The sequence below is a fragment of the Stenotrophomonas sp. 99219_Sma genome, assembly GCF_056480785.1.
Window position 1 is genome coordinate 637,593 of sequence record NZ_CM151117.1, and the last position, 26,568, is coordinate 664,160.

Sequence of the window (26,568 nt, forward strand, 5' to 3'; positions counted from 1 at the left end):
GGATCCAGACGTGGCTACAGCTCCTGGCATTCCCTCGCGCCGGCCTTTCGGAGCGCTGCGATGAAGGTCCTGTCGGTGTTCGGCACGCGACCGGAAGCGATCAAGATGGGGCCGCTGGTAAGGGCCTTGGCGGAGGCTGCGGGCATCGAATCGGTGGTCTGCATCACCGGCCAGCACCGGGCGATGCTGGACCAGGTGATGTCGCTGTTCGCGATCACCGCCGACCATGACCTCGATGTCATGGTGCCCAACCAGACCCTCAATGGCCTGTGTTCCAAGCTGTTCGAACGGCTTGACGCGCTCTACACGCAGGTTCGTCCGGACCGGGTACTGGTGCACGGCGATACCACCACGGCGATGACCGCCGCACTGGCTGCGTTCCACCACCGTATTCCGATCGGTCACGTCGAGGCCGGCCTGCGCACCGGCGACATCAACCGGCCGTGGCCGGAGGAAATGAACCGGCGGGTGATCGATGTGGTCGGCCACCAGCTGTACGCGCCCACGCCCAGCTCGCGCGCCAACCTGGCCGGTGAACACCTGGGCGGGCAGATCCTGGTCACCGGCAATACCGTCATCGATGCCCTGCAGCAGACCGTAGAGCGGCTGGATGCCGACCCGGCGCTGCGTGCGCGGGCTGACGAACCCTTCCACATGCTTGACCCCGATCGTCGCCTGCTGCTGGTCACCGGCCATCGCCGCGAGAGTTTCGGCCAGGGCTTCGAGGACATCTGCCGTGCGCTGGCCGAACTGGCGCGGCGGCCGGACCTGCAGGTGCTGTACCCGGTGCATCTCAACCCGAACGTGCAGGGCCCGGTCAACGCCCACCTCGGCCATCTCGACAACGTGCACCTGGTGCCGCCGCAGGACTACCTGCGCTTCGTGCGCCTGATGCAGCGCGCCGACGTCATCCTCACCGACTCCGGTGGCGTGCAGGAAGAAGCGCCTGCGCTGGCCAAGCCCGTGCTGGTCATGCGCGACGTCACCGAACGCCCGGAGGCGGTCGAGGCCGGAGTGGTGACGCTGGTCGGCACCAGGCCCTCGCGCATTGTCGAGGCGGTCAACGCGGCACTCGCACAACCACCGCATCCGACCCGCTTCGATCCCGACGCCAGTCCCTACGGCGATGGCCGTGCCAGCGCGCGCATCGTCGCCGCCCTGCGTGGCACGCCCCTTCCCGAATTCTCGCCCGGCCTCCGCAACAGCGGTGCCGCCCACCTCCATCCACGCGAAGTGACGCCATGACCCAGACCGGCCGCTCTCCCCTGTTTGCATCCGCCGCCGCGTTCGTCCTGTCGGGCGTGGTTGCCAGTGCCCATGCCGCCGACAGCGTCGCCGGCCAATTCGCCGAATGGAGCGGCGACAGCACGGTCAACCGGCAGATGACCTTGCGTGAACTCGGTTTCCGCCAACCGCTGGTGCTCAGCGGGCAGGAGAGCCAGCGCGAGGTCTACCTGCCGGTGCCGGTCGGCGTCGCCACCCGCGATGCGCAGCTGCAGCTGGACGGGCGCTATGTGCGCGGCCACGCCGGGCGCACTTCCGGCCTGTGGTCGGTCGATGGCGATCCGATCGCCGCGCGCTCGATCACTGATGCGCAGGGCGACGCCAGCCAGCTACTGGCCATTGATGGCGAACCCCGCCAGAACGGCTTCGTGCGGGTCGGCGTCGGCTGGTGGTCGATCGTCTCCGACTACCAATGTGCCGACCAGAGCGCGCCGGCCAACGTGTTGCGGCTGTCGCCGGACTCGCGTTTCAGCTACCGCTTCGATGGCCGGGCCGTGGACACCGTGGCCAAGGCCTGGGGCGCGCTGCCACCGCAGGTGCGCCTGCTGGTGGACGGCAAGGCGCTGCAGGCGCCGGCCTACGATGCCGCCTGGCGCGTCGGTACCGCGTTGCAGGGCGGTGGCAAGCAGGTGCAGGTGGTGGCGCTACCCAAGGTCGGTGACAGTGTCGACCTGACCGGCATCAGCATCCCGGCCAGCCTGCAGGGCGTGCCGGCCTACGCTGCGCTGGCGACGGGCGAGCGCGCGCATGTGATCAAGGATCTGGCTGAAGTTGGCGCGCTGCTGTCGCTGCGTGACAGCGGGCCCTTGGCCGCTGACGTGATGATCGGCAGTGATGCGCTGCGGGCCGGCGTACGCGCGGCACTGGACGCGCTGGCCGTACAGGTCGCGGCTACGGGTGCCGATGCGGGCGCTGCCTTCGCCGCGTGGCGCGGTACCGATATGGGCGGCCTGGAAAAGCCCACGGCCAACGCATCGGTCAGCGTGGTCGCCGTTGCTGGCCGTCCGACGCTGGTGGTCGGCCCGGCGGCGGCGGGCAAGGTCGCCGGGTTGTTCGCCGAACAGTGGCGCAGCTATGCGCTGGGCCGCAGCCTGCAGGTCAGCGCGGCGGGAACACCGAAGCTGGACGGAGACCAGGTGCTGCTGAGCCGGCTCGGCAACATCGCCGGTACGATGGATGTGGTCACCCGCGCGGACCGCAGTGCCACCTTCGACCTCGGCGCGCTGTCGGCCGATGGGCGCCTGCCCGAGGAAGTGGTGATCGATGTCTCGGCGGCGCCCAACGCCGCCGGGCAGGGCGCGGTGGCCACGATCCATTTCAACGATTACCTGCTGGGCGGCAAGGTGCTGTCGGCCAATGGCCAGCCGCAACGGCTGGTGGCCAAGGTGCCGGCCTACGCGCTGTCGGCGCGCAACGAGATCCGCGTCAGCTTCCTGCGCCAACCGGCACGACCTTATTGCCACGATCCGGCCACCGCCTATCCGGTCTCGATCCTGCCCAGCAGCCACCTGACCCTGGCCAAGCGGTCGCTGGGCAGTGATTTCGTCGGCGCCAGCAGTCAGCTGTCGCGCGGCAACCAGGTGTTCGTGCCGGCCACGTGGCTGCAGGATGCACCGGCATCGCTGCGCAAGGTGATTGCGGTGGCCAGTGCAGTGGGTGCCTCGCCGGAGGCGTCGGAACTGAAGGTGGTCGATGCCGGTGCGGCGGTCAGCCCGGGCGCACCGTGGCTGGCGTTCGGTGTGGCGCCATCGGGTGTCGATGTGGCCGGCCTGAAGGACGGTCATCTGCTGATCGGCGGGAAGCCGCAGCCGCTGCTGGATGTCAGCGGGTTGGATCGTGCCGCGGTGGTGCAGGTCGGCACCTCCGGCGGCCAGCTCGGCGTGCTGTACAGCGACCTGGGCGCACAGGCACCGCCGTTCGGCGCACCGTTCCGGCTGCTGCGCGGTGATCTCGCCGTGCTCGACGGCAGTGATGCCGTGCGCGAGTTCGACCGCCAGGATCCTTACGGGAGCCGCGTTGCCCAGGATGGCAATCCGCAATCGAAGTGGGAACGGCACATGGTCTGGTTGCTGCTGCTGGTCGGCGTGATCGTGTTCGCGCTGCTGGCCGCCCGCGTTACCCAGGTGCGCCGCCGCAAGTCCGCCAACACAGGGCACTGATCCACCGTGGACGGTCTGTTCTGGAACATCCAGCTGGCCAACTACTACGCTGCCCTGGAAACCACGGCGGCGGCGGTGGCCGTGCTGATCCTGATCTCCAGCCTCGATGACCTGTTCATCGATGTCTGGTACTGGGTGCGCGAGAGCTGGCGGGCGCTCACCATCAAGCGTCGCGAGGCGTACCGGCCACTGAGCCAGGAAGACCTGCTGCAGCGGCCGCAACAGCCGCTGGCGATCATGGTGCCGGCGTGGATGGAGTACGACGTCATCGCGCAGATGGTGGAGAACATGATCAACGTGCTCGACTACCGCGAGTACGTGGTGTTCGTCGGCACCTATCCCAACGACCAGCAGACCATCGACGAAGTGGAGCGCATGCGCCGCCGCTACAAGCGCCTGCGCCGCGTGGAAGTGCCGCATGACGGGCCGACCAGCAAGGCCGACTGCCTGAACTGGCTGATCCTGGCCATCTTCGATTACGAGAAGCGCCACGACATCGAGTTCGCCGGGGTGATCCTGCACGACAGCGAGGACGTGCTGCACCCGATGGAACTGCGCTTCTACAACTACCTTTTGCCGCGCAAGGACATGATCCAGTTGCCGGTCACCTCGCTGGACCGCGAGTGGTACGAACTGGTGGCCGGCGTCTACATGGACGAGTTCGCCGAATGGCATGCCAAGGATCTGGTGGTGCGTGAAAGTGTTTCCGGCATGGTGCCGTCGGCCGGTGTCGGTACCTGCTTCTCGCGGCGCGCGCTGCTGGCGCTGAGCGCGCAGACCGACAACCAGCCCTTCAACACCGACAGCCTCACCGAGGACTACGACGTCGGTGCGCGGCTGGCGGCGATGGGGATGCAGTCGATCTTCGCGCGCTTCCCGGTGCAGTTCCGCGTGCGTCGCCCGTCCTGGTTCGGCTGGGGCCCTGTACGCGAGCGCACCCAGCAGATGGCGCTGTGCGTGCGCGAGTACTTCCCCGACAACTTCCGCGCATCGTACCGGCAGAAGGCACGCTGGGTGCTGGGCATCGGGCTGCAGAGCTGGGAGTCGCTGGGCTGGCGCGGCTCGCTGGCCACCAAGTACCTGCTGGCGCGCGACCGCAAGGGCATCATCACCTCGTTCGTCAGCATCATCGCCTACGTCATCTTCCTGCAGCTGCTGCTGTTCTGGCTGTTGAAGATGACCGGGCTGTGGACGATGCAGTTTCCCAGCGTGTTCCAGGCCGGTACCTGGCAGATGAACGTGGCGCTGCTGACCACGGCGGCGCTGGCGACCCGGGTCGTGCAGCGCTTCTACTTCGTCAACCGGCTGTATGGCTGGGAGCATGCGCTGATGTCGATCCCGCGCATGGTGGTCGGAAACATGATCAATTTCATGGCCACCGCACGCGCGTGGAAGGTGTTCCTGGCCTACCTGCTGTTCGGCAAGCGCATGGTCTGGGACAAGACCATGCACGACTTCCCGGATGCGGCGCAGCTGGTGCAGACCCGCAAGCAGCTCGGTGAGCTGTTGACCACCTGGCAGGCGGTGGAACCCGAACGCCTGCAGCAGGCGCTGGATCAGCAGCAGGCAGGCCGCCAGCAGCCGTTGGGCCGCATCCTGCTCACCCAGGGCTGGCTGGATGATGAAACGCTGGCCGAGGCGATCGCCTTCCAGGGCGACCTGCCACGCGCGGTGATCGACGTGGATTACCTGCGTGCCTGCCAGTTCCCGGTCAGTGCCGATGCCTGCGTGCAATGGCGGATGCTGCCGCTGCCGCCGCGTCAGCAAGGTACCCTGCGGCTGGCCGTCGCCAGCCCATTGCCCGAAGAGGCGTTGGCACTGCTGAAGCAGGAAACCCGCAGCGAGCACGTTGAACAGAGCATCGCCCGCGAAAGCGAAATCAACGCGGGCCTGCGCCTGATCGGCGGCGACCGGCAGTGGCACCTGGACAACGTGCCCTTGCTGGGTGACCTGCTGGTGGAGATGCGCCTGATCGATCACGCGCGCTTCGAGATCGCACTGGATGACTACATGCCGCAGCGCGACGGCCGCATCGGCGATTACCTGGTCAAGCAGGGCATCACCACCGAGGAGGCCGTGGCCCAGGCCATGCAGGAACAGCGCCGGCGTGCGGCCACGCTGCAGTCACCGCCTCCCGGAGCCTTGCCGGCATGAAGACCACGCTGCTGTCCACCGTCATTGCCGTGGCGTTGGCCACGGCCAGCGTATCGGTACAGGCCCAGGCCGATGCGCAGCTGCCATTGTCTGGAGCTGCCTACCGTATCGCCGAACAGGCGTTTGCCGCCTATGAGCGTGGTGACTACCGAGCGGCGTACCAGCAGTCCACTGAAGCGATCCGGCTGCGCCCGGACGTGGTGCGGCTGCGCCTGCTGCAGATCTATGCGCTGCAGAAACTCGGGCGTGGTGCAGAAGCGCAGCAGCAGGCGCGGCGTGCGCTGGACGCGGGGATGAAAGATCCGGCCTTGCCGGCGCTGGCGGCTGTCACCGCTGCACGTAGCGCGGCAACCGGAGGCGAAGGTGCGCGCACGACATCCCCATCTCGTCCGGTCGGCAGCGCCGCAGACCGCAGCAGGCAGCAGGCCTACGCGCTGGCCACCGAGGCGTACGCGGCCTATGACGCCGGGCGGATGGGAGAGGCGGCCAGCAAGGCCGAGCAGGCGTTCCGGAAGCAGCCGAAACAGGGCGCATGGGCCCTGCTGTGGGTGGCGGCACTGGAGGCACAGCAACAGCCCGAACAGGCCGACGCCGCCATCGGTACCGCGCTGCAGTTGGGCGCACCCAACGTCGAAGAGCTGCGCGCGCGGCGCGTGGCATTGGGTCGCCAACGCGCGCTGCTGCTGGCCCAGCAAGCCTATCGATCGCTGTCCGCAGGTGATGATGCCGCGGCCATTGGACATGCGCGCGACGCCGTGAAGCTGGCACCGGAGGTGGCTTCGTACCGGTTGCTGCTGATCACCACGCAGCTGCAGGGCGATCAGCTGGCCGACGCGGAGCGCAGTGCCGATCAGGCACTGCAGGTGGATGCCAACGACCTCAATGCACGGGTCATGCGCGGTTACCTGCGCCAGCGCCAGGGCAGCACGTTGCGGGCCAATGAGGATTTCGACGCCGCGCTTGCCACGCCGGGATCAACCGCGCAGCAGCGCAACGTGCGCCTGCTCGCGGTGGATGCGGCACTGGCTGCCGGCGATCGGGTGCGTGCGGCTGCACTGCTGGCACCGTTGCAGGCGCCAGTGCCAGCAGATGAGAGAGACGCACGGGCACAGCTGCTGTTGCAGCAGGGCATCGAGCAACGCGCCCGGGCGATCCGTTCCAGTCGCGCGCTTCCCCGCATCAGCGCCCAGACCTACCCGGCACCGTTCCAGCACTGCCAGTCTAGCGACACAGGCAATGTTTGCGAGCTGATGCCGGCCGACCTGCAGGGCGACGGCGGTGCCGCACAGCGTGCCTATGCTGCCTACGCGCGCCAGGATTACACCGATGCCATCGGTGAGGCACGGCAGGCCGTGCAACTCGCACCGGACGACGCGAACCTGCAGGCCCTGCTGACCACCACGCTGGCAGCGGGCAACCGCGCACAGCAGGACGAAGCACGGCAGCGCCTGGATGCGGCACTGGCACAGCGTCCTGACGATGCGGAGGCGCTGATGCAGCGCGGCTACCTCAACCAGAAGGCGCACGAACCTGCGCAGGCACTGGCCGACTTCCGTGCCGCCGAGGCCACCGGCAAGGCACCGAAAAGCGTGGTGCTGGACCAGGCCTACGCCAGCGCAGCCAACGGCGATCATCCACAGGCGGTGTCACTGCTGCGTAGCGCCATCGACCGCGCCGACGTCGGTGAGCTGCCGCTGGATGAGCATCAGCGCTACAACGTGCGCAATGCCATCGCCAACTATTCACGCGAGTGGGGCGTGGTCGCCTCGGCGGGTTTCCGGGGGGCGCGCCAGGCCGCAACCAATGTCGGCGGTGCGGCGATCAGTACGCCCGGCGATTCGGTGTTCAGTACGCTGGAGGCGTTCTGGCGGCCCCCGGCCTTCAACGACCAGCATGGCACGCTGGAGCTCTACGCACGCCTGCTCAACACGCTGTACGACGAGGGCGGCACCTACGAGTCGATCCGTGCGGTGGATCCGTGCACCGGCGAATCAACGCCGGATGCGCGTGCACGCGCCGAGCGCCTCAGTCATTCGCGCTCGACCACCGGCTGGCCGTCCACCATCGCCTCGTTCGGCCTGCGCTACGCCTTTGGCCAGACCGGTTTGAGCGCCGGCATCGAGCGCCGCCAGTTCCTGGGCAGTGCCACCCGCCAGGGCGAGGTCTACCCCGCATCGGCAGCGGTGCAGTGCCGCCTGCAGCTGGCCCTGAACCGGCCACTGGAAGCCAGCACGCTGGCGCGCTACCGCTTGGCCAGCGGTTCCGGTGGATGGATGTCCTACCTGACCTACGGCTATTACCACGGCACCGATCTGCGCACCGATGTGAACCAGTGGTGGATGGTCAGTGGCTATGCGCAGGGGGGATATACCTGGGACGACAACGGTGCCACCTTCACCCTCGACGCGCTCGATGCCAACGGCACGCCGGTGCGGCGGATCGGCGACGCCAACGGGCGCCTGCATCGCGAACAGTGGTTCGTTGCCGGTGAACTGCGCGCCGGGCGCAGCTTCCGTTTCGGTGCCGGGCAGACCCACTGGGTGGTCACGCCGTACGTGGTGGTGGGAGCGGACTGGCTCGACCAGCACTCGCGCGTGCGCGACATCCGTTACCCGCTGTTCCCGGCGCAGTCGTTCGCGCTCAACGATACGCAGCGCAGCTGGTCACTTGGCGCAGGGCCAGGCGTGGGCGTGCGTTACTGGTTCCGCGAGGACCACTACAACACGCCGCGTTCCTACCTGGACCTGACCGTGCAGTACCGCATCGCCATCGGCGGTGGTGATACGCAGCGTGCCAAGGGCCTGTTCGCCACCGCCATCCTCTACTACTGAGGCAGGCCCCAGCGTCGCCGCAGCGCTGCGGCCTGCGGTGTGTCCTGGGTCAGCCATGGCTCCAATGCATAGACCAGCACGTGCTGTGCGCCGCTGCCGCGTGCCCATGCCAACTGCCGCTGGACGCGCGCGGCATTGGCAGTTTCGCCCTTGAATCCGCTGCCGTCGGCAGGGCCGCCGGGCAGTTCGCGGAACAGTTCAACGATCGCATCGAAGCCGATGCCGTTGGCATGGAGATGATCGAGCAGCGGTTGCAGCTGCTGCACGTTGCCGGCGCCGGCCACCCCCACGCCGTCCTGCACCATGGGCCGCACGGCCGCGTGCGCGAGTACCGCCTGCCACAGCGTGACCAGGTTGCCATTGGTCTGCAGGCGGCTGAAGTAACAGGAGATCGCACAGTCACCGCCGCGTGCGCCGGCGGCCTGCACCAGGCCGTGCAACCACTGCGCCAGCCACAGCTGGCGCGCCGGATCGGCCCAGTGGTACTGCTCCAGCTCGTAGGGCAGGTACCAGCCCCCGAAGGCCGGCTGCTGCGCCCAGGGCGCCTGTGCCAACCAGCGGCGTGCCTGCGCCAGGCTGTCGGCCAGGAAGGCCTGCAGCGAGGCATCGTCGGCGCCGATGGCCTGCCACCAGCGTTGCTGGAAGGGCAGGCCGACGCGGATGCGGATGTCGTTCTCGCTGGCGGCGGTGAACAGCTGCTGCAGGCTGCTGTCCGGCAGCGACCAGTCGCCGTCGCTGCCACCGACGATGCCGGTCCACTGCAGCACCAGCTGCCGGCAGCCCAGCGTACGTGCAAGCTTCAAGGATCGCTGCCAGTCGGCCAGGCCCCACTGCAGGTGGCTGCGCCACGGCTGCAGGAAGGTGCCATCGACCTGCACCGGCAACGAGCAGCCGGGCAGGGTGGTCAGCGCAGCGGCCAGCGGTGCCAGCACTGCCGCACGCAGCAGCCGGCGGCGCAACGGCGAAGACGGATCCGCGGGAAGGTCAGGCCGAACCATGCCCGCATCATCCCAGAGCACCGTGCGCAGTAGGTGAACCAGCACCCGGTAGCGCCGGCCGCTGGCCGAAGCGTGCTCTGGTAGTGCCGGCCGCTGGCCGGCATCACCTACCGCTTATTCCAACGCGTAGCGCAGGGTGAACAGCACCGCCACCAGCCACACCGCCGGATGCACTTCGCGCCAGCGGCCGGTACCGGCCTTCAGCGCGGCGTAGGCGATGAAGCCGAACGCCAGGCCATTGGCGATGGAGTAGGTGAACGGCATCGCCAGCGCGCACAGTGCCGCCGGCACCGATTCGGTCAGGTCGCTCCAGTCCACTTCCACCAGTTCGCGCAGCATCAGGCCAGCCACGAACAGCAACGCCGGTGCGGTGGCATAGCTGGGCACCATCGCCGCCAGCGGCGAGAACAGCAGCGCGGCCAGGAACAGTGCCGATACCACCAGTGCGGTCAGGCCGGTACGGCCACCTACCTGCACGCCCGAGGCGCTTTCGGCAAACGCGGTGGTACTGCTGGTACCGAGCATCGAGCCGGCCACGATCGCCGTGCTGTCGGCCAGCAGCGCACGGCCGAAGCGCTTCTGCGCGCCCGGAAGTTTCAGCAGGCCGGCGCGACCGACCACGCCGTACAGCGTGCCGGTGGCATCGAACACTTCCACCAGCACGAATACCAGCACCACCTGCAGCAGCACCGCGATCGGCGCGCCGCCGTCATGGTGCAGCAGGCCCGGCAGGTCCAGCTGCAGGAAGGTCGGCGCCAGGCTCGGCGGCAGCGAGACCAGGCCCTGGTACTGCACGTCGCCCAGCGCCCAGCCGGCGCCGGTCACCGCCAGGATGCCGATCAGGATCGCACCACGGATGCGGCGCGCTTCCAGTACCGCGATCAGCAGGAAGCCGGCCAGTGCCAGCAGCGGCGGCGCGGTGTTCAACGGGCCCAGCGCCACCAGCGTGTCTTCATTGCCGACGATCACGCCGGACTTCTGCAGCGCGATGATCGCCAGGAACAGGCCGATGCCGGCCACGATGGCCGAGCGCAGCGACGAAGGAATACCCGACACCAGCCATGCACGCACACCAGTCAGCGACAGCACCAGGAACACCAGGCCGGAGATGAACACCGCGCCCAGTGCCTGCTGCCACGGCAGGCCGGCAGCGCCGACCACAGTGAAAGCGAAGAACGCGTTCAGGCCCATGCCGGGCGCCATGCCGACCGGGAAGTTGGCGGCCAGCGCCATCACCGCCGAACCCAGTGCAGCCGCCAGGCAGGTGGCCACGAACACCGCGCCCGCATCCATGCCGGTGGTGCCGAGAATCTCGGGATTGACGAAGACGATGTAGGACATCGTCAGGAAGGTGGTGACACCGGCCAGCAGCTCGGTGCGCACGGTGGTGCCGTGCTGTTGCAACTGGAACAGGCGCTCGAACAGGGACATGGGGGAATCTCGCGACAATAATGCGTCACGACCAACGGTCGTGACCTACCCGAATGCAGAACGTGGGTGCCGACCGTTGGTCGGTACGCTTCACAGCGTCACCACCAACGGTGGCGACCTACCAAAAGGAGAAAGGCCGCGCGAGCGCGGCCTTTCCTGTTGCCTTACTTCAGCGCCTTGAAGCGCAGGCGCTTCGGCGCGGCGTCGTCGCCCATGCGGCGGCGCTTGTCTTCTTCGTACTCGCGGTAGTTGCCCTGGAAGAACTCCACGTGCGAGTCGCCTTCGAACGCCAGGATGTGGGTCGCGATGCGATCCAGGAACCAGCGGTCATGCGAAATGACGAAGGTGTTGCCCGGGAACTCCAGCAGCGCATCTTCCAGCGCACGCAGGGTTTCGATGTCCAGATCGTTGGACGGTTCGTCGAGCAGCAGCACGTTGCCACCCTGCAGCAGGGTCTTGGCCATGTGCAGGCGGCCACGTTCACCACCGGACAGCGAACCGACCATCTTCTGCTGGTCCTGGCCCTTGAAGTTGAAGCGGCCGATGTAGGCGCGCGACTGGATCTCGATGCCGTTGATGTTGAGGATGTCCAGGCCGCCAGCGATTTCCTGGAAGACGTTGTGGTTGCCTTCCAGCGCGTCGCGGCTCTGGTCCACGTAGGACAGCTTCACGGTCGGGCCGACCACGATCTCGCCGGTATCCGGCTTTTCCTGGCCGGTGATCATCTTGAACAGGGTCGACTTACCGGCACCGTTCGGGCCGATGATGCCGACGATGGCGCCGGCCGGCACCAGGAAGCTCAGGTTGTCGAACAGCAGGCGGTCGCCGAACTTCTTGGAGACGTTCTTGAACTCCATCACCGCATTGCCCAGGCGCTCGCCCGGCGGGATGAAGATTTCATTGGTCTCGTTGCGCTTCTGGTAATCGACCGACTGCAGCTCTTCCAGGCGGGCCAGACGGGCCTTGCCCTTGGTGCGGCCGCCCTTGGCGTTCTGGCGCGACCACTCCAGTTCCTTCTGGATCGCCTTCTGGCGAGCCTTTTCCTGGTTGTCTTCCTGCTTCAGGCGCTCATCCTTCTGGGTCAGCCAGTCGGTGTAGTTGCCCTTCCACGGAATGCCGCGGCCGCGGTCCAGTTCCAGGATCCACTCGGCGGCGTTGTCCAGGAAGTAGCGATCGTGGGTGACCGCCACCACAGTGCCGGTGTAGCGCGCCAGGAACTGTTCCAGCCATTCCACCGACTCGGCGTCGAGGTGGTTGGTCGGTTCGTCGAGCAGCAGCATGTCCGGCTTCTGCAGCAGCAGGCGGCACAGCGCCACGCGGCGCTTTTCACCACCGGACAGCTTGCCGACCACGGCATCCCACGGCGGCAGGCGCAGCGCATCGGCGGCCACGTCCAGCTGGTTCTCCAGGGTGTGCGCGTCGCCAGCGGCCAGGATCGCCTCCAGGCGCTCCTGTTCCTTGGCCAGCGCGTCGAAGTCGGCGCCTTCCTCGGCGTAGGCCAGGTACACCGCGTCCAGCGCGGCCTGGGCCTGCAGCACTTCGCCCACGCCTTCCTCGACCGCTTCACGCACGGTCTTGGTCGGGTCCAGTTCCGGTTCCTGCGCCAGGTAGCCGACCTTGATGCCCGGCTGCGGGCGGGCTTCGCCCTCGAAATCGGTGTCCACGCCGGCCATGATCTTCAGCACGGTGGACTTGCCGGCGCCGTTCAGGCCCAGCAGGCCGATCTTCGCGCCCGGGAAGAAGGACAGCGAGATGTCCTTGATGATCTGCCGCTTGGGCGGGACCACCTTGGACACGCGGTTCATGGTGTAGATGTATTGCGAGGACATGCGGTCTCCGTAGGCGCGGCCCTGCGCCCGACCCGTCACGGGAACATCCCGTTGCGGCAGCGGGCACAGACTGAAATGGAATACCGCCAATTATAGCCGGAACCGGTTCCGGGCCGCGCCCGGGCAGGGGCGCCGGGCTGGCCGCGGCCTGAATACCCGGTCACAGTCCTGTAGCGGGAAGCGTTTCCAGCCGGAAACGGTTCAGATCGGGTGCGCAATATGGGTTCACCACCCACCCGAGCAGAGGTCTGACATGCGCATCAATCGAGTAATGGCCGGCGCCGTGGCCTCTGTGCTGGCGCTCGGCGCCGTGGCCCCGGCCTTCGCCGACAACGACCACCGCCGCGACCATGATCGCCGCGAGTGGCGCGAGGACCGCCGCGAGTGGCGCCAGGATCGCCGTGACTGGGAGCGCGACCGCCGCGAGGCCCGGCGCGACTACCGCCAGGATCGCCGCGAGTGGCACCGCGACCATGACCGCTACTACCGCCCGGCACCGCCGCGTGTGGTGTACCGCCCGGCCTATGGCCCGGGCTACGGCTGGAAGGTCGGCCATCGCTACCGCGACTACTACCGTGGCCCGGTCTATGTGGTGAACGACTACCCGCGCTATCACCTGCGTCGCCCGCCGTATGGCCACCACTGGATCCGCGATGACCGCGGCAACATGCTGCTGGTGGCCATCGCCACCGGTGTGATCGCCCAGTACGTGCTCAGCAGCCGCTGAGTCCGCAGCCACCTCCACGCATGGCGTGGATCTACCGGTACGCCGGTACAGCGCACTCGAAACCATACGGGGCCGGATTCCTTCGGGGATGCCGGCCCCGTCCGTTTCGGCCCCGGCAGGCCCGGTGCGGAGCTACAATCGGGGGCTGAGCCGTACCCCTTTTCCCTGCCTGCTGGAGTACCCGATGTTCCCGCGTGACGTCCGCATCGAATCCTACGATCCCGAACTGGCCAAGGCCATCGCCGCTGAAACCCAGCGCCAGGAAGACCACGTCGAGCTGATCGCCAGCGAGAACTACACCAGCCCGGCGGTGATGGAAGCGCAGGGCAGCCAGCTGACCAACAAGTACGCCGAAGGCTACCCGGGCAAGCGCTACTACGGTGGTTGCGAATACGTGGACATCGCCGAGCAGCTGGCGATCGATCGCCTGAAGCAGCTGTTCGGCGCCGACTACGCCAACGTGCAGCCGCACAGCGGCTCGCAGGCCAACCAGGCCGTGTACTTCGCTCTGCTGCAGCCGGGTGACACCATCCTCGGCATGAGCCTGGCCCACGGCGGCCACCTCACCCACGGTGCCAAGGTCAATGCCTCGGGCAAGCTGTTCAACGCCGTGCAGTACGGTGTGAACGACCAGGGCCTGATCGATTACGACGAAGTCGAGCGCCTGGCCCTGGAGCACAAGCCGAAGATGGTCGTGGCCGGCTTCTCGGCCTACTCGCAGGTGATCGACTGGGCGCGCTTCCGCGCCATCGCCGACAAGGTCGGTGCCTACCTGTTCGTCGACATGGCCCACGTCGCCGGCCTGGTTGCTGCTGGCGTCTATCCCAGCCCGCTGGAACACGCGCACGTGGTCACCTCGACCACCCACAAGACCCTGCGCGGCCCGCGCGGCGGCATCATCGTCGCCAAGGGCGCCGACGAAGACCTGGTCAAGAAGCTGCAGTCGATCGTGTTCCCGGGCATCCAGGGCGGTCCGCTGATGCACGTCATCGCCGGCAAGGCCGTGGCCTTCAAGGAAGCGCTGGAACCGGGCTTCAAGGCCTACCAGCAGCAGGTGGTGAAGAACGCCCAGGCGATGGCCAACACGCTGATCGCGCGCGGCTACAAGATCGTCTCCGGCGGCACCCAGAACCACCTGATGCTGGTCGACATGATCGGCAAGGACGTGTCCGGCAAGGACGCGGAAGCCGCGCTGGGCAAGGCCCACATCACCGTCAACAAGAACTCGGTGCCGAACGATCCGCGTTCGCCGTTCGTGACCTCGGGCCTGCGCCTGGGCACCCCGGCGGTGACCACCCGTGGTTACGTCGAACAGGATTGCGTGGACCTGGCCAACTGGATCGCCGACGTGCTCGACGCACCGAACGATGACGCCGTCATCGCCCGCGTGCGCGACGCCGTCAGCGCGCAGTGCCGCAAGTACCCGGTCTACGGCTGATCGCAGCAGGGGTCGGATCCCTTCCCGCCGGGAAGGGCTCCGACCCCGGTATGGGAGTAACCGCGCATGGATGAGCGCCACCTCAAGTACCTCTACACCGTCCTGGCGGTGCTGTTCGGCCTGCCCAGCCTGGCGATGGGCGGCGCGGCGGCGACGATGCTGCTGCTGATGGGGCTGGGCCAGTTTGGTCATGGCACGCTGGCCTCGGTAACGGTGATGCCGCTGTGGGGCCTGGCCGGCATTGCCGGCTGCCTGGCCTGGTTGTGGCTGAGCGCGGGTTTTCTGCTGCAGGGGCGTGCCGGGCTGCACGTGCACCGCCTCTGGTGGTGGATGCTGCTGGCGGGCGGTCTCGCCGCCTTGCCGCCGCTGGGGCTGGCGCTGTGGTGGGGCATCGCCGTGCACGGCGAAGGCCTCGGCTTGTTGCTGCTGGGCCCATCGATGCTGGTGCCGGCTGCGATGCTGGTGTGGATCAAACGCCGCGGATGATGCGGCCCAGGGAAGGAAACCGAACGCATGGATGAGCGTCTGCACAAACGCTGGATGGCCATTGCCGGCCTGTTGGTGGGCCTGCCAACGGTGGCCGCCGGAGGCACGGGTGCCGTGCTGGGTCTGATGGTCGTATGGGATGGCAAGTACCTGACCGGTGACGAGTACAGGATCCTGCTGTTGTGGTCGTCGGCCGGGATCATCGGCCTGCTGTCGTGGTTGTGGCTGAGCGGCCTGTTCCTGTGGCGCGGTGTTACCGGCTTGCGCCAATCGCCGGTTGTCGCCTGGATAGGCCTGGCGCTGGGAAGCCTGGCCGCGCTGGGCGTGGTCGCCGCCACGCTGTACTTCACCTTCAAGCGCGGGGAGATCTCGACCCTGGCCTTCCTCGGGTTCGGCCCGCCGCTGCTGGTGATGGCAGGGCATCTGGCGTGGCTGCGTTGGGCGCGCGCGGCCTCGGCGCCGCCGGCACCCGGTTGAACGCGCAGCGCTGACAGCGCTGACCGCGCTGGCGGCTCTGTTCGGCCGAAATGCAGGCACTTCCGCGCAGACAGCATTTGCTGCGGGGCCCTTTCTCAGGTACCTTTGCGACGCTGCCATGACCGTGGCAATAGGTACTTTCCTGAGCCAGGCGTTCCATGCACTGCCCCTTCTGCCAACATGCCGATACCCGGGTCATCGACTCGCGCGTCTCCGAAGACGGCGCGACGATCCGTCGTCGGCGTGAATGCGAAGCCTGTGGCGAGCGCTTCAGCACCATGGAAACGGTGGAGTTGAAACTGCCCGCCATCGTCAAGAGCGATGGCACTCGTGAAGCATTCGACCAGCGCAAGGTCCGCGCTGGCTTCGACCGCGCGCTGCAGAAGCGTGCGGTGGCCGAAGACAAGATCGAAGCGGCGGTACGCGCCGTGGTCCACCAGCTGCGCATCAGCGGCGAGCGCGAAGTGCCCTCGATCAAGGTCGGCGAGTTCGTCATGAACGAACTGCGCAAGCTCGACCATGTCGGCTACGTACGCTTCGCGTCGGTCTACCGCAGCTTCGAGGACGTGGCAGATTTCCGCGAGGAGATCGAGAAGCTGGAGCGTGATCTGCCCTCCAGTACCGAACAGCTGCAGCTGCTGGGCGACGTGATCGCCCTGACCAAGAAGAAGAAGGGCTGACCGCCCCGGTAGATGCCAACCTTGGTTGGCGCCGATGGCACATCCACTGGTGGGTGCCAACCGTTGGTTGGCACAGTGGCGTCCATCCACGCATGGCGTGGATCTACACCGGCACCGGCGGCGTTACCATGGCCGCATGACCACCCCGTTCTCCGTCCTTGACCACCTGCACATGGCCAACGCACTGCGTCTGGCCGAGCGTGCCGCCTACACCACCCGCCCCAACCCGATGGTCGGCTGCGTGATCGCCCATGGCGAACGTGTGGTCGGGCAGGGCTGGCACCAGCGCGCCGGTGGACCGCACGCCGAAGTGTTCGCGCTGCGCGAGGCCGGCAGCGAGGCACGTGGTGCCACCGCCTATGTCACCCTGGAACCCTGCGCACACTACGGTCGTACGCCGCCGTGTGCGCTGGCCCTGATCGAAGCGGGCGTATCGCGCGTAGTCGCGGCGATGCGCGATCCGTTCCCGAAGGTCGATGGCGGTGGCTTTGATCTGCTGCGCAACGCCGGCATCGAGGTCGCCGAAGGGCTGATGGCGGCGCAGGCACGCGAGCTCAACAAGGGCTTCCTGTCGCGTGTGGAGCGCAACCGACCGTGGTTGCGGGTGAAGCTGGCCGCCAGCCTCGATGGCCGTACCGCGATGGCCGATGGCAGCTCCAAGTGGATCACCGGGCCGGCCGCGCGCGAAGACGTGCAGCACTGGCGGGCACGCGCCGGCGCGATCCTGACCGGCGCCGATACCGTGCTGGCCGACGACCCGATGCTGACCGTGCGCCTGGCGGACACCGAAGTGATGCCGCCACTGCGCGTGGTGCTCGATTCGCGCCTGCGTTCGCTCAAATGCAGCCGCGTGCGCGAGGGCGGGGCACCGACGCTGTACCTGCACGATGCTGCAGTGAGTGCACCGGATGCGGCCGACGCAGAATTCGCCAGCGTGCCCAGTGTTGACGGCCGTCTCGATCTTGGCGCGGTGTTGGCAGTGCTGGCCGAGCGCGGCATCAACGAGGTGCATACCGAGGCCGGCGCGACGCTGGCCGGTGCCTTGCTGCGCGGTGACTGGGTAGACGAACTACTGCTGTATCAGGCGCCTACGCTGCTGGGCGACAACGGCCGCCCGCTGCTGGCCGGTCTCGGCATCGATGCCATGGACCAGCAGCGTCGCCTGCGTGTGGTTGACCAGCGTCAGGTCGGCGGGGACATCAGGCTGCTGCTGCGCCCGTGAGGGAATGACGCAGAGCATGGGCTACGCCTTTGTCGTCAGGCATCTTCGTCGTCTTCTTCGCCGACCGGGCACTGGCCCTTCCATTGCTGCTTCCACAGCGCATGCAGGTTGCGGCAGTACGCGCCCAGTGCCTCGCCCGGCAGGTTCTTCGCCTTCAATCGCAACTGGTGACGGGTAAACCCGTCGTCGTACTCATGCGGCAATACCAGCACTGCACACTGATCGTGGTACATCAGGAACGCGTGACAGTCGTCGTCTTCGCTCATCCACGCATCCAGCTGCCTGTCGCTCAGCAGGGTTGACTCGAAGGCAACCGCTGGGATGACCGAGAAGGTCGTAATCCTGGACTTGGGTACTTTGGCTTGCCCGCACGCCACAAGCGCCAGCAGCGTCAGCAACATGACCATGGTCGACGTCGTGCGGTGTTTCATGCGGTTGCCCCGATGGAAGAGGGCAACAGCATTGACCATGCAGGCCACGCAGGGCCATGCAACGGTTCTGAAAGTGCGGCCGCCCTCGTCGTCGGCGACAATGAGCCGAGCGTGGGCTCGGCTCTACACGCGGCTCACGCGCACTCGTCGGTCCACATCATCTCGGCGATCGGGCGCAGTGCCTTGCACTCCTGCGTCATCTCATCGGCCGACTGCACCTGTGCCTTGGCCTTCAGCTCCTCGGCCATGGCGTCCACGCCGCTGATCTGGTCCGGTGCGACCTTCGCCACGCAGGCACGATGCTGCTGCAGCAACAGGTCGCAGCCCGGTACGCCGGTCACCTTCGGCGCGTTGGCCGCCTGCGCGTCCTGCATCCAGTCCTCGAACGGTGCCAGCGCACCGGCCACGGTGCCCACCAGGTCATCGAAATTGCCGCTGTACCAGTAGCCGTTGTCCTTGGCCGGGTACAGGGTGAAGGTGCCGCTGACCGGCACGCGCGCGCCACTCTGCAGCGCCTGGGTGTAGGCATCGGTGAACTGCTTGCGCGAGGCCGGGCTGGCATCGGATGCGAGGCTGGCGGCGAACAGCGGGCGCACCTTGCCCAGGTCGGGCAGCTGGCAGCTGTAGGTGATCCGCGCCAGCTTCTGGTCTTCAACGTATTCGTTGTCTTCGATCACGCTCTTGGTGGCGCGGCACTTCGAATCACGCAGCGCCTTGGCATACAGCGCTTCGGTGGCCGCAGCGTCGACCTTGGCGCCGGTGCTGGCCAGTACGGTCTGCCAGGGTTCGGCCAATGCCTTGGCCAGCGCACCCGGATTCGGGGTTACAGCGTCCTGGCCTTCGAATGCCGGTTTCAGTGCGTCGTTGAGCGCGCGCGTGGCGGTCGCGTCGTCTTCCAGCAGGGTGCGTGCATACAGGTCGAACGCCTGTTCGGGCGACAGCGTGGCCGGGGCGGCCGTGGCGATCAGCGGGGCGCACAACAGCATGCTGGCCAGCAGAGTACGGGTGGGGGTCTTCATGACGGTGTTTTCCTGTTCCAGAGGCGCGCAAGCCTAGCGCATCTGCGTGGACTTTCGATGGCGCGATGGGGTCACGAGGTCGTGTATGCCGGCCAAAAAAACGGGCCCCTTGCGGGGCCCGTTCGATCGCACGACGAGGAGCGATCGTTGGATCAGAAGCTGGCGCGGACGCCGGCCGAGTACTGGGTGACGTCGCGGTAGCCGGAGATCTCGCCCACCAGACCCCAGGTCCTGGTGAAGTTGATCTGGCCACCGATGGTGCCGACCCAGGTGCCCTTGTAGTTGTTGCCGCCGTCCATGTAACCGGCCTTGGCCCAGGCTTCGGTCATGCGCGACGGCTTGCCGCGGATGCCCATGGTGGCGCGGGCCAGGTTGGTATGGTCCTTGTAGCGGTCGCTGTAGCCGTCATAACGATCGGTCAGCTCAGCGTTCTGGCGCACCCAGGCGATGTCGGCGGTGAAGTCGACGCGGTCGGTCCACGGCATGTGGTAGCCGATGCCCAGCTCCGGCTGATTCAGTTCAACCTTCAGCGAACCGTCGCTGTAGTGATAGGTCTTGCTGGTGCGCGACCAGCCACCAAACACGTAGACCTGTTCGGCGATGGCCACGGAGCCACGCAGGTAGCCGCCGTCGACCTTCGGGTCGTCCAGTGCGTTGTCGTCAACCTTGACCTGCGTCCAACCGCCTTCAACGTAGGTGTAGCTCAGGGCGTCGGCCGAAGCCGAGAGCGGGGCGGCGGCCAGCAGGGCGGCCACGATCAGCATCTTGCGCATGGGAATTCCTGTGAATTTCAGTCCTTTGGCGGGCCTGCCCAGCGGGCTGCCCGTGGCGACCTCATGTCGTCCGGGGCAGAATTTTAATGAAAGTTTTACAAATTGCGAGCGACGGCCGTCACAGCTGTGGCATCCGACCCCGTTCAGCACGGGCTGGTACACTAGCCACGCCGGTTCGCCGGTACACAAACGTCTTCAGGGCGGGGTGCAATTCCCCACCGGCGGTAGGTGCGCAAGCACGAGCCCGCGAGCGCCCCGGCCCACGGCCGGGGGTCAGCAGATCCGGTCCAATGCCGGAGCCGACGGTCATAGTCCGGATGAAAGAAGACGGTGCCACAGGGCTCATGCCCTGCGTGCGCCTGTTTGCCTTGCGGCGTTTTTCGCTCACTTTTCGCGGAGAACGTTACTTGTTTACTGGAATCATCGAAGGCGTCGGCCGTCTGGCCGCACGCGAATCCATCGGCGGCGATGTCCGCTTTACCTTCAACGTCGGGAATCTGCCGTTCGACAACGTGCAGATGGGCGAGAGCATCGCCATCAACGGCGTCTGTCTCACCGTCATCGCATTCGACGCCAGCAGCTTCCAGGCCGATGCGTCCACCGAGACCCTGGGCCTGACCACGCTGGGCCAGTTGGGCGAAGGGGCGGTCATCAACCTGGAGCGCGCCATGCGCCCGACCGACCGCCTTGGCGGCCATCTGGTCAGCGGCCACGTCGACGGCCTCGGCCAGGTGCTGTCCATCCACGAAGACGCGCGTGCCCAGCGTTGGCGTTTCGCCGCGCCGGCCGCGCTGCGCCGCTACATCGCCAAGAAGGGCTCGATCTGCGTGGACGGCGTCAGCCTCACCGTCAACGAAGTGGATGATGAGGGCTTCGAAGTCGCCCTGATCCCGCACACGGTGGCCAACACCGCCTTCTCCGCCGCGGGCGTGGGCAGTGCGGTCAACCTTGAAATCGACCTGGTGGCCCGATACGTGGAGCGCCTGATCAGTGTGCCGGCCAACGGTCAGCACCCGCATGGAGATGCAGCATGAATTTCGCCCCGATTCCGGAGATCCTGGAAGACATCCGCCTGGGCCGCATGGTCGTCATCGTCGATGACGAAGACCGCGAGAACGAAGGCGACCTGATCATGGCCGCCGAGCTGGTCAAGGCCAGCGACATCAATTTCATGGTCACCCATGGCCGTGGCCTGGTGTGCCTGCCGCTGAACCGTACCCGCGCCGCCGATCTCGGCCTGGCGCCGATGGTGCAGGCCAATACCGCGCAGTTCCAGACCAATTTCACGGTCAGCATCGAGGCCGCCGAGGGTGTCACCACCGGCATCTCGGCGCATGACCGCGCGCATACCATCCGCACCGCGGTGAAGCCCAACGCCAAGCCGTCGGACCTGCACCAGCCGGGCCATATCTTCCCGCTGATCGCCCAGCCGGGCGGCGTGCTGACCCGCGCCGGCCACACCGAAGCCGCCGTGGACATGGCCATGCTGGCCGGGCTGGAACCGGCCGGCGTGCTGGTGGAGATCCTGAACCCGGATGGCAGCATGGCACGCCGCCCGGAACTGGAAGTGTTCGCCCGCGAGCACGGTCTGAAGATGGGCTCCATCGCCGACCTGATCGCCTACCGTCTGGCCACCGAGAAGACCGTCGAGCGCGTCGATGAACGCGACATCGATACCGAATTCGGCCCGTTCAAGCTGGTCACCTATCGCGACCGCATCGCCCACGACGTGCATTTCGCCCTGGTGCGCGGCACTCCGGATGCCGAAACGCCGACCCTGGTGCGCGTGCAGGTGGAAAACCCGCTGGCCGACCTGCTGCACTGGCGCCGTGACGACTTCGGCGTGGCCGCCACCGATGCCCTGCGTGCCATCGATGCCGAAGGCGCCGGTGTGATGGTGGTGCTGTCGGCTCCGCGCGACGGTGAGGCCCTGCTGGCGCGTCTGCGCCAGCAGCCGGCGCCGGTGGTGCCGGGCAAGGACAAGGACGTGAGCCAGTGGCGCCGCAATGGTGCTGGCGCGCAGATCCTGTCCGACCTGGGCCTGGGCAAGCTGCGCGTACTGGGCACCCCGCGTCGCCAGATCGGCCTGGCAGGCTACGGCCTGGAAGTGGTGGAGACGGTCACCCTGTAATGGGTAGTGCCGGCCGCTGGCCGGCAACCGCATCCCCGGGATTGCCGGCCAGCGGCCGGCACTACCGGCAGGTGCCGACCCCGTGCCACCGGTGGGTGCCGACCGTTGGTCGGCACGCCCCGGGCCCCCATCGGCCACGACCGGGGCCCATCCACGCTAGAATTACCCCCTTATCGAGTCCCCCAAGCCGCATATGAGCCACTTCGAAGGCGATCTTCGCACTCCCGAAACGGCGCGCTTCGCCATCCTGGCCAGCCGCTGGAATGCCCGCATCACCGACACGCTGGTCGCTGGCGCACGCCAGAGCCTGGCCGGCAACGGCATTGCCGAAGCCAACATCGACGTGATCCGCGTACCGGGTGCCTGGGAACTGCCGCTGGTCGCCGCGCGTCTGGCCGCTGCCCATGAGCACGCCGCCATCCTCACCCTTGGCTGTGTGATCCGTGGCGACACCCGCCACTACGAACACGTAGCCGACCGCTGCGCCGAAGGCCTGATGCGCGTGCAGCTGGACTTCGGCGTGCCGGTACTGAACGGCGTGCTGGCGGTCGAACGCGCCGAAGACGCCGAGGCCCGCGCAGGCGGCAGCCATGGCAACAAGGGTGAGGAAGTCGCACTCGCCGCATTGGAAATGGTCAACCTGCTGGAGCAACTGCCATGAACAAGAACACCCAGGGCAAGCCCTCCGGTAAGCCCGTCCGCCGCGATGGCGTCGACCCGGTGCTGCGCTCGCGCGCGCGCCGTCGTGCCGTGCAGGCCATCTATGCCTGGCAGATCTCCGGCGGCAACGCGCAGTCGCTGATCGCCCAGTTCGCCCACGAGCAGGCCCGCGAAATCGCCGACCTGGCGTACTTCGAAGCACTGCTGCACGGCGTGCTCGACAACCGCCGCGACATCGACGAAGCGCTCGGCCCGTACCTGGACCGTGGCATCGAAGAGGTGGACGCGATCGAACGCGCGGTGCTGCGCCTGGCGGCGTACGAGCTGCGCTACCGCTTGGACGTGCCGTACCGCGTGGTGATCAACGAAGCCATCGAATCGGCCAAGCGCTTCGGTTCCGAGCACGGCCACACCTACGTCAACGGCGTGCTGGATCGTGCGGCCGTGGAATGGCGCAAGGTCGAATCGGGTCACTGACCCACCTGTGGTAGTGCCGGCCGCTGGCCGGCAGCTGCAGGGATCCTGAGGTTGCCGGCCAGCGGCCGGCACTACCGCCCACCGCGCACTGCGCGGCACGTACAACAGCGGGAGCGCCCCATGTCCCTGGCCGAATTCGCCCTCATTGACCGCATCCGCGCCCGTACCCTCGAGCGCGACGACATCCTGCTCGGCATCGGCGACGACGCTGCGCTGCTGCAGCCGCGTGCCAATGAGCAACTGGTGGTCACTGCCGACACGCTCAACAGCGGCGTGCACTTCCCGGTGGAAACCCCGGCCTTCGACATCGGCTGGAAGACCCTGGCGGTCAACCTGTCGGACCTGGCCGCGATGGGCGCGCGCCCGGCGTGGTGCACGCTGGCGTTGTCGCTGCCGGAAGCCTCCGAAGACTGGATCGATGCGTTCGCCGATGGCTTTTTCGCCCTGGCCGATCAGCACGACATCGCGTTGATCGGCGGTGACACCACGCGTGGTCCGTTGTCGCTGTCGGTGACCGCGATGGGCCAGGTGGGACGTGGCCAGGCGCTGCGTCGCGACCGCGCGCAGGTGGGCGATGACATCTGGGTGAGCGGCACGCTCGGCGATGCCGCTGGCGCGCTGCGCCTGTGGCAGCAAGCTGCGCTGAGCATCGCCACCGCCACGCTGCTGGCCGACTACGAAAGCCTGCGCCTGCGTCTGCTGCGGCCGACGCCGCGTGTGACCCTGGGCCTGCGCCTGCGTGCGTTCGCACACGCGGCGGTGGATGTGTCCGATGGCCTGCTGGCCGATCTAGGTCACATCACCACGCGCAGCAACGTGGCCGCACATGTCGATGCCGATTCGTTGCCGATCTCCCACGCGCTGCGTGAGCTGCTCGGCCGCGATGGCGCGCGCGACTGCGCACTGCGCGGTGGCGACGACTACGAACTGTGCTTCACCGCCGCCGCCGACCAGCGCGACGCGCTGCACTACCTGGCCGAATCGCTGGACGTGCCGCTCACCCGTATTGGTCGTACTGCCGAAGGGCAGGGCGTACACGTGGATGGCGAAGCCGCCGACGGTGGATACCAGCACTTCGCGTAGCCGCAGCTGTACTGCTCCGGTGGGTGCCAACCTTGGTTGGCATGAACGTGCCAGCCGCTCGTGCCCCACGGTCGCGGAGGCACATCGGTGTCGCTCTGGTAGGTGCCAACCTTGGTTGGCACGAAGGTGTCAGCCACCCGTGCCCGTACGGTAGCGGAGGCATATCGGTGTTGCTCTGGTAGGTGCCAACCTTGGTTGGCACGAATGTGTCAGCCGCCCGTGCCCCCACGGTAGCGGAGGTGCCTCGGCATTGCTCTGGTAGGCGCCAACCTTGGTTGGCACGGATGTGTCAGCCGCGCGTGGCAACACCGTGTCGACCAAGGTCGACGCCTACCAAAGCGGGGCGACTACACGTGCGGAACTGGCGCACCGAAACGGTTGTCGCCCGGCGTGCTGGGCAGCACCAGGAACACCAGCAGCACCAGGCTGACGAACGGCACGAACGCCAGCAACAACCACCAGCCCGAGCGATCGGTATCGTGCAGGCGGCGAATGGTCGCCGCAATGCACGGCAAGGCGAACACCAGCCACATCACCACGCTCAGGCCGGTTGATGCCAGGGCCAGACCCTGCGAACCGCTGTAACCGGCATAGAAGCCCAGCACGTACAGCGGGATCGAAACGATCACGATGAACAACTGGAACCACCAGTACTCACTGCGGCCGGCACGCCCGCTGAACTGCGCATAGCGGGTAAGCGGAATCATCATCTTCTTCATGTTGCGTGTTTCTCTCATCAAGTAGCGCCCAGCCATTGCCTGGCGTCAATCAGTGAACGACCTTTGCCTGGGCATCGCGCGTGGTGCCGTAGTCGTCCAGCCACTGGAAGGTCAGGCTGGCCGGCGCCGATGCGCCGGCTGGCAGCGGCAGCCGCACCTGTGCACCGGGCGCGATCATGTCCGCCGGTACCCGGCTGCCATCGGGCAAGGTCAACGAAGCCAGCGTCACGTGATAAGCCGTGGGATTGCTCACCTGCAACGCCCCTGCCGCCATGCGCCACTGCAACTGGCCCGGCGCATCGCGCGCCTGGCCCGGCAGGCCCGCGGGGCGATGGAACAGCTTCACCCGCGTGCGCACCGCGAACTGCAGCAGGTTCTTGTCGCCGGCATTGGCGGGCTTGGGCGGAATATCCAGCAGGTTGAAGTAGAACACCGACTCGCGATCGGTCGGCAGCGGCGGCTCCGAGGGCCGCGGCGCATAGGTGATCCGGTAGGCCTGCCCCTGCTTGGCCTGCAACAAGCGCGGCTCGGACGGGGTCAGCCGGAACGGCGTGCGCACATTCTCCGGCCGCGCATGGCTGTCGCCGGCGTCGATCCAGACCTGCGTCATCGCGGGCCGCTCACCCACATTGCTGGCCTTGACCGTGACATCGCGGCCCTTGCTGGCGTCGTGCACGATGCGCGTGCCTTGCAAGGTGACCGCGGCCTGCGCCGGCAGCACAAGCACGATGGCCAGCAGGGCCGGCAACCACAACGATGGTCGGAGTTTCATGGAATACCTCATGCAGGAGGTGCACGCGCGCATCCGTGCGCGCGTACGCCGGATACCGTTTACTTGTAGAGCACCACGAAGTCGCCGGACGCGTTGGCGGTGCCAGCCGTCGCGTTCTGGCCCGGCGAGGCGTACCACGCGCTGTAATCCAGCTGGCCACTGCCACCGGCGGCGATGGTCACCCACTGGGTCGGGTCATCACCGATCTTCTGGTGGTCGCCCGCTGCGTCATACAGCGCCACGCCCACATTGCTCGCGCCCGAGGCAGCAGTCAGAGCCAGATTGCCGGTGCTGCCGTCAGGCGTGCCACCGAAGCGCACGCCGACTTCCTGCGCCGCACCCGAGCCGGTGCAGTCCAGGGCAATGCTGAAATTCTTCTGGCCGGCACGGGTACCGGCATTGACCGACGCCAGGTCCACCTTGCCCATCGGCACGGTGATGGTGCCACCGGCGGAGCCGACGCTGCAGGTGGAGGTCATCAGTTCGCCGGTGATTTCCAGCTGCTCGGCGTGGGCCGCAGGCGCGGCCATGATCGCCAGCGCAGACAGCGCCAGCAGGTTCAGTTTGATCGACATCGACGTTGTTCTCGTTGCGGAATGGGAGGCGCCGGCAGCCGAGGGCCACCGAACGATGCGCAGTGTCGATGTCGTACAGCCGCATCACCATGCAATTTGTTGTAAACGGTTTCCTCTTAGCGGCGAATACAACTTGTTGTATGGGGCGGGAGGAGGGGGCGAACTATCGTGCATGCCCTTGAAAGCCCTTCAACCCCTAGCGGCGCATGCGC

At 67.2% G+C, this 26,568-nt stretch carries 24 protein-coding genes and 1 riboswitch; of the genes, 15 read left to right on the forward strand and 9 right to left on the reverse strand.

All coding sequences use genetic code 11. The features are described from left to right. Positions 1 to 60: 60 nt before the first annotated feature. Genes wecB through ACZK13_RS02865 form a run of 4 tightly spaced genes read left to right on the forward strand, consistent with a single transcriptional unit; the run spans position 61 to position 8,428 of the window. Positions 61 to 1,245, forward strand: a complete 1,185-nt coding sequence (wecB, locus tag ACZK13_RS02850; protein ID WP_253143428.1) for a non-hydrolyzing UDP-N-acetylglucosamine 2-epimerase — start codon at positions 61 to 63, stop codon at positions 1,243 to 1,245. Continuing rightward, a complete protein-coding gene (locus ACZK13_RS02855; protein ID WP_253143429.1) occupies positions 1,242 to 3,443 on the forward strand; it encodes a cellulose biosynthesis cyclic di-GMP-binding regulatory protein BcsB in 2,202 nt (733 codons plus the stop codon). The genes wecB and ACZK13_RS02855 overlap by 4 nt, the downstream gene beginning before the upstream one ends. Positions 3,444 to 3,449: 6 nt before the next feature. After that, entirely contained in the window at positions 3,450 to 5,597 is a 2,148-nt protein-coding gene (locus ACZK13_RS02860) for a glycosyl transferase family protein (protein WP_253143430.1), read from the forward strand. Then, entirely contained in the window at positions 5,594 to 8,428 is a 2,835-nt protein-coding gene (locus ACZK13_RS02865; protein WP_253143431.1) for an NfrA family protein, read from the forward strand. The genes ACZK13_RS02860 and ACZK13_RS02865 overlap by 4 nt, the downstream gene beginning before the upstream one ends. Here ACZK13_RS02865 and ACZK13_RS02870 read toward each other — a convergent pair. From ACZK13_RS02870 to ettA, 3 genes are all read right to left on the reverse strand, one after another. After that, positions 8,422 to 9,426: a DUF4434 domain-containing protein gene (locus tag ACZK13_RS02870; protein WP_253143432.1), complete on the reverse strand. Its 1,005-nt coding sequence runs from the start codon at positions 9,424 to 9,426 to the stop codon at positions 8,422 to 8,424. The two genes, ACZK13_RS02865 and ACZK13_RS02870, sit on opposite strands and share 7 nt — an antisense overlap. Positions 9,427 to 9,540: 114 nt before the next feature. Further along, positions 9,541 to 10,857: an NCS2 family permease gene (locus ACZK13_RS02875; RefSeq protein WP_005408048.1), complete on the reverse strand. Its 1,317-nt coding sequence runs from the start codon at positions 10,855 to 10,857 to the stop codon at positions 9,541 to 9,543. Positions 10,858 to 11,021: 164 nt separating this feature from the next. Next, the gene (gene ettA, locus ACZK13_RS02880; RefSeq protein ID WP_005412220.1) at positions 11,022 to 12,686 is read right to left on the reverse strand and encodes an energy-dependent translational throttle protein EttA; all 1,665 of its coding nucleotides are present in this window, start codon (positions 12,684 to 12,686) and stop codon (positions 11,022 to 11,024) included. 253 nt (positions 12,687 to 12,939) lie between these two features. Between ettA and ACZK13_RS02885 the strand changes: the two genes are divergently transcribed. The 6 genes from ACZK13_RS02885 (at position 12,940) to ribD (ending at position 17,716) form a co-directional block, all read left to right on the forward strand. Then, positions 12,940 to 13,413 carry an RcnB family protein gene (locus ACZK13_RS02885; RefSeq protein WP_049424990.1) on the forward strand — a complete coding sequence of 158 codons (474 nt, stop codon included), beginning with the start codon at positions 12,940 to 12,942 and terminating at the stop codon, positions 13,411 to 13,413. A gap of 184 nt (positions 13,414 to 13,597) precedes the next feature. Beyond that, positions 13,598 to 14,851 carry a serine hydroxymethyltransferase gene (glyA, locus tag ACZK13_RS02890; RefSeq protein ID WP_010481990.1) on the forward strand — a complete coding sequence of 418 codons (1,254 nt, stop codon included), beginning with the start codon at positions 13,598 to 13,600 and terminating at the stop codon, positions 14,849 to 14,851. A gap of 66 nt (positions 14,852 to 14,917) precedes the next feature. Then, on the forward strand, positions 14,918 to 15,337 hold the full coding sequence (locus ACZK13_RS02895) for a hypothetical protein (protein WP_253143433.1): 420 nt from the start codon (positions 14,918 to 14,920) through the stop codon (positions 15,335 to 15,337). 27 nt (positions 15,338 to 15,364) lie between these two features. Continuing rightward, positions 15,365 to 15,814 (forward strand): hypothetical protein, encoded by a 450-nt coding sequence (locus ACZK13_RS02900; RefSeq protein ID WP_125894913.1) that lies wholly within the window; start codon positions 15,365 to 15,367, stop codon positions 15,812 to 15,814. Between the two features lie 158 nt (positions 15,815 to 15,972). After that, entirely contained in the window at positions 15,973 to 16,494 is a 522-nt protein-coding gene (gene nrdR / locus ACZK13_RS02905) for a transcriptional regulator NrdR (protein WP_004143350.1), read from the forward strand. Between the two features lie 136 nt (positions 16,495 to 16,630). Beyond that, on the forward strand, positions 16,631 to 17,716 hold the full coding sequence (gene ribD, locus ACZK13_RS02910) for a bifunctional diaminohydroxyphosphoribosylaminopyrimidine deaminase/5-amino-6-(5-phosphoribosylamino)uracil reductase RibD (protein WP_253143434.1): 1,086 nt from the start codon (positions 16,631 to 16,633) through the stop codon (positions 17,714 to 17,716). A 35-nt stretch (positions 17,717 to 17,751) separates the two neighbouring features. On the opposite strand, the gene ACZK13_RS02915 is transcribed toward ribD, so the two are convergent. From ACZK13_RS02915 to ACZK13_RS02925, 3 genes are all read right to left on the reverse strand, one after another. Further along, positions 17,752 to 18,186, reverse strand: coding sequence for a hypothetical protein (locus tag ACZK13_RS02915; RefSeq protein ID WP_478482252.1), 435 nt, complete (start codon positions 18,184 to 18,186; stop codon positions 17,752 to 17,754). A 95-nt stretch (positions 18,187 to 18,281) separates the two neighbouring features. After that, positions 18,282 to 19,166 (reverse strand): hypothetical protein, encoded by an 885-nt coding sequence (locus ACZK13_RS02920; RefSeq protein WP_121504865.1) that lies wholly within the window; start codon positions 19,164 to 19,166, stop codon positions 18,282 to 18,284. 152 nt (positions 19,167 to 19,318) lie between these two features. Continuing rightward, positions 19,319 to 19,939, reverse strand: a complete 621-nt coding sequence (locus ACZK13_RS02925; protein ID WP_032128042.1) for a hypothetical protein — start codon at positions 19,937 to 19,939, stop codon at positions 19,319 to 19,321. Positions 19,940 to 20,126: 187 nt separating this feature from the next. Then, positions 20,127 to 20,272, forward strand: a riboswitch (FMN riboswitch). 74 nt (positions 20,273 to 20,346) lie between these two features. Here ACZK13_RS02925 and ACZK13_RS02930 point away from each other — a divergent pair. The 5 genes from ACZK13_RS02930 to thiL all read left to right on the forward strand — a co-directional run bounded on the left by ACZK13_RS02930 (position 20,347) and on the right by thiL (position 24,290). Next, positions 20,347 to 20,973, forward strand: a complete 627-nt coding sequence (locus ACZK13_RS02930) for a riboflavin synthase (RefSeq protein ID WP_253143436.1) — start codon at positions 20,347 to 20,349, stop codon at positions 20,971 to 20,973. Then, positions 20,970 to 22,070: a 3,4-dihydroxy-2-butanone-4-phosphate synthase gene (gene ribB, locus ACZK13_RS02935; RefSeq protein WP_125894905.1), complete on the forward strand. Its 1,101-nt coding sequence runs from the start codon at positions 20,970 to 20,972 to the stop codon at positions 22,068 to 22,070. Before ACZK13_RS02930 ends, ribB begins: the two co-directional genes overlap by 4 nt. A gap of 193 nt (positions 22,071 to 22,263) precedes the next feature. Beyond that, complete coding sequence (gene ribH / locus ACZK13_RS02940; RefSeq protein ID WP_253144647.1) at positions 22,264 to 22,731, forward strand: 6,7-dimethyl-8-ribityllumazine synthase; 468 nt, start codon at positions 22,264 to 22,266, stop codon at positions 22,729 to 22,731. Further along, the gene (nusB, locus tag ACZK13_RS02945; protein WP_005408062.1) at positions 22,728 to 23,207 is read left to right on the forward strand and encodes a transcription antitermination factor NusB; all 480 of its coding nucleotides are present in this window, start codon (positions 22,728 to 22,730) and stop codon (positions 23,205 to 23,207) included. Before ribH ends, nusB begins: the two co-directional genes overlap by 4 nt. Positions 23,208 to 23,327: 120 nt before the next feature. Further along, the gene (thiL, locus tag ACZK13_RS02950) at positions 23,328 to 24,290 is read left to right on the forward strand and encodes a thiamine-phosphate kinase (protein ID WP_253144650.1); all 963 of its coding nucleotides are present in this window, start codon (positions 23,328 to 23,330) and stop codon (positions 24,288 to 24,290) included. A 347-nt stretch (positions 24,291 to 24,637) separates the two neighbouring features. On the opposite strand, the gene ACZK13_RS02955 is transcribed toward thiL, so the two are convergent. The 3 genes from ACZK13_RS02955 to ACZK13_RS02965 are packed head-to-tail and all read right to left on the reverse strand — an operon-like array spanning position 24,638 to position 26,356. Beyond that, the gene (locus ACZK13_RS02955; protein ID WP_253144653.1) at positions 24,638 to 25,009 is read right to left on the reverse strand and encodes a DUF805 domain-containing protein; all 372 of its coding nucleotides are present in this window, start codon (positions 25,007 to 25,009) and stop codon (positions 24,638 to 24,640) included. 49 nt (positions 25,010 to 25,058) lie between these two features. Beyond that, entirely contained in the window at positions 25,059 to 25,781 is a 723-nt protein-coding gene (locus ACZK13_RS02960; RefSeq protein WP_253144656.1) for a fimbrial biogenesis chaperone, read from the reverse strand. 59 nt (positions 25,782 to 25,840) lie between these two features. Next, complete coding sequence (locus tag ACZK13_RS02965) at positions 25,841 to 26,356, reverse strand: fimbrial protein (protein ID WP_253144660.1); 516 nt, start codon at positions 26,354 to 26,356, stop codon at positions 25,841 to 25,843. Positions 26,357 to 26,568: the final 212 nt, after the last annotated feature.

Bases quoted from the DNA above. Each gene is read 5' to 3' on its own strand.
- ACZK13_RS02855 (WP_253143429.1), top strand. From the start codon at position 1,242: ATGACCCAGACCGGCCGCTCTCCCCTGTTTGCATCCGCCGCCGCGTTC.
- nusB (WP_005408062.1), top strand. From the start codon at position 22,728: ATGAACAAGAACACCCAGGGCAAGCCCTCCGGTAAGCCCGTCCGCCGC.
- ACZK13_RS02900 (WP_125894913.1), top strand. From the start codon at position 15,365: ATGGATGAGCGTCTGCACAAACGCTGGATGGCCATTGCCGGCCTGTTG.
- ACZK13_RS02955 (WP_253144653.1), bottom strand. From the start codon at position 25,009: ATGAAGAAGATGATGATTCCGCTTACCCGCTATGCGCAGTTCAGCGGG.
- ACZK13_RS02920 (WP_121504865.1), bottom strand. From the start codon at position 19,166: ATGAAGACCCCCACCCGTACTCTGCTGGCCAGCATGCTGTTGTGCGCC.
- glyA (WP_010481990.1), top strand. From the start codon at position 13,598: ATGTTCCCGCGTGACGTCCGCATCGAATCCTACGATCCCGAACTGGCC.
- ACZK13_RS02870 (WP_253143432.1), bottom strand. From the start codon at position 9,426: ATGGTTCGGCCTGACCTTCCCGCGGATCCGTCTTCGCCGTTGCGCCGC.
- wecB (WP_253143428.1), top strand. From the start codon at position 61: ATGAAGGTCCTGTCGGTGTTCGGCACGCGACCGGAAGCGATCAAGATG.
- nrdR (WP_004143350.1), top strand. From the start codon at position 15,973: ATGCACTGCCCCTTCTGCCAACATGCCGATACCCGGGTCATCGACTCG.
- ACZK13_RS02915 (WP_478482252.1), bottom strand. From the start codon at position 18,186: ATGGTCAATGCTGTTGCCCTCTTCCATCGGGGCAACCGCATGAAACAC.
- ACZK13_RS02875 (WP_005408048.1), bottom strand. From the start codon at position 10,857: ATGTCCCTGTTCGAGCGCCTGTTCCAGTTGCAACAGCACGGCACCACC.
- ettA (WP_005412220.1), bottom strand. From the start codon at position 12,686: ATGTCCTCGCAATACATCTACACCATGAACCGCGTGTCCAAGGTGGTC.
- ACZK13_RS02895 (WP_253143433.1), top strand. From the start codon at position 14,918: ATGGATGAGCGCCACCTCAAGTACCTCTACACCGTCCTGGCGGTGCTG.
- ACZK13_RS02965 (WP_253144660.1), bottom strand. From the start codon at position 26,356: ATGTCGATCAAACTGAACCTGCTGGCGCTGTCTGCGCTGGCGATCATG.
- thiL (WP_253144650.1), top strand. From the start codon at position 23,328: ATGTCCCTGGCCGAATTCGCCCTCATTGACCGCATCCGCGCCCGTACC.
- ribD (WP_253143434.1), top strand. From the start codon at position 16,631: ATGACCACCCCGTTCTCCGTCCTTGACCACCTGCACATGGCCAACGCA.
- ACZK13_RS02865 (WP_253143431.1), top strand. From the start codon at position 5,594: ATGAAGACCACGCTGCTGTCCACCGTCATTGCCGTGGCGTTGGCCACG.
- ACZK13_RS02925 (WP_032128042.1), bottom strand. From the start codon at position 19,939: ATGCGCAAGATGCTGATCGTGGCCGCCCTGCTGGCCGCCGCCCCGCTC.
- ACZK13_RS02885 (WP_049424990.1), top strand. From the start codon at position 12,940: ATGCGCATCAATCGAGTAATGGCCGGCGCCGTGGCCTCTGTGCTGGCG.
- ACZK13_RS02960 (WP_253144656.1), bottom strand. From the start codon at position 25,781: ATGAAACTCCGACCATCGTTGTGGTTGCCGGCCCTGCTGGCCATCGTG.
- ribB (WP_125894905.1), top strand. From the start codon at position 20,970: ATGAATTTCGCCCCGATTCCGGAGATCCTGGAAGACATCCGCCTGGGC.
- ribH (WP_253144647.1), top strand. From the start codon at position 22,264: ATGAGCCACTTCGAAGGCGATCTTCGCACTCCCGAAACGGCGCGCTTC.